Origin of the sequence: Frankia sp. AgKG'84/4, assembly GCF_023242965.2 — a bacterium.
Lineage (GTDB): Bacteria > Actinomycetota > Actinomycetes > Frankiales > Frankiaceae > Frankia.
In genome coordinates this window covers 1-1110 of the sequence record NZ_JALKFU020000788.1, presented here as the reverse complement: position 1 = coordinate 1110, position 1110 = coordinate 1, and the positions used below count along the sequence as shown (strand labels likewise).

2 protein-coding genes are annotated in these 1110 nt (G+C 76.5%); both read left to right on the top strand.

What is annotated here, in order from left to right:
* Nucleotides 1-902 (top strand): polyketide synthase dehydratase domain-containing protein (locus tag MXD58_RS25230; protein WP_250610152.1); only part of this gene is annotated, 902 nt, incomplete at its 5' end.
* The coding region (locus MXD58_RS25225; protein ID WP_250610144.1) for a hypothetical protein at nt 899-1110 on the top strand (212 nt) is incomplete at its 3' end. The genes MXD58_RS25230 and MXD58_RS25225, both read left to right, overlap by 4 nt.

Sequence of the window (1110 nt, the reverse complement as noted above, 5' to 3'; positions counted from 1 at the left end):
GCGCGACGCTGGCCGCCCGCCGCCGCCTTGCCGGCCTCGCCGAGCATCCGGTGATCGCCGCGCACCAGGTCGGCGCGCACCGCGTGCTGCCCGCGACGTTCGGCCTCGGCTGGATGATCAACGTGGCGGAGCGGGCGCATCCGGGCTGGCGGGTCGTCGAGGTCCGGGACTTCGCGGTCCACAAGGGGATCGTCTTCGACGGCTCCGCACCGGAGTCGGCGCAGGTCGTCCTCGTGCCCGCCGACGATGCCCCGGCCGGTCAGCTGCTCCTGCGCGCCTCGGTGCGCGGCGACGGCACGGGCCGGCTGCCCGTCCCGCACTACGCGGCGACGCTCCTGCTGGTCAGGGCCGCGCCGGTGGCGCCCGCCGGCGCGGGACGTGCCAGCTACCGGCTCGGCGAAGGGGCGGAGGACGGACTCGAGATCTACGCCGAGGGAACCCAGTTCCACGCGCCTCGCCTGCAGGGCATGCGCCGGGTGTTGGCCCGCGGCGCCGACCGGCTGGTCCTCGAGTGCCAGCTCGCCGACGACCCGGGCCTGCGCCCCGCGTTCGGCGGGGAACTGCACAGCCCGGTGCTCGCCGACGTGCTGCTGCAGGGCCCGCCCGTGCTCGGCCGGGCGCTGCTCGGCCAGGCCTGCCTGCCCCTGGGCATCGGGCGGGCCGAGTACCTGCGGCCGCTGCCCGACGGGACGCCGTTCGTGCTCGTGCTCGACGGCGCCCGGGTCGATGCCGGTGGCGCCACCGCGACCGTCAACGCCACGGCGACCGCCCCGGACGGCACCGTCCTGGTCCGCTTCACCGACGTCACCGTGGCGGCCACGCCGGACATGGCCGCGAAGTTCGCCGAGGCCGTCCGGGCCTGGCGGCAGACCCCGACCGAGAACGAGGACGTTCCCGCATGACCGTCGTTGACAACGAAAACGTCGCCGGTCGGGGCGCCCCCGGCCGGGAGACCTTCCCGGACGTGGCGGACGAGCTCGACTTCGTCGGTGACGCCTTCGACCCGAGCGCTTTCACGGCGACGACCTGGGCAGCCGCCCCGGCCGAGCCACGCGGCGCCGCCGAGACCCTGCCCACCAGCTCCGCGTCCGCCGCGGCGCCCGCCAGCTC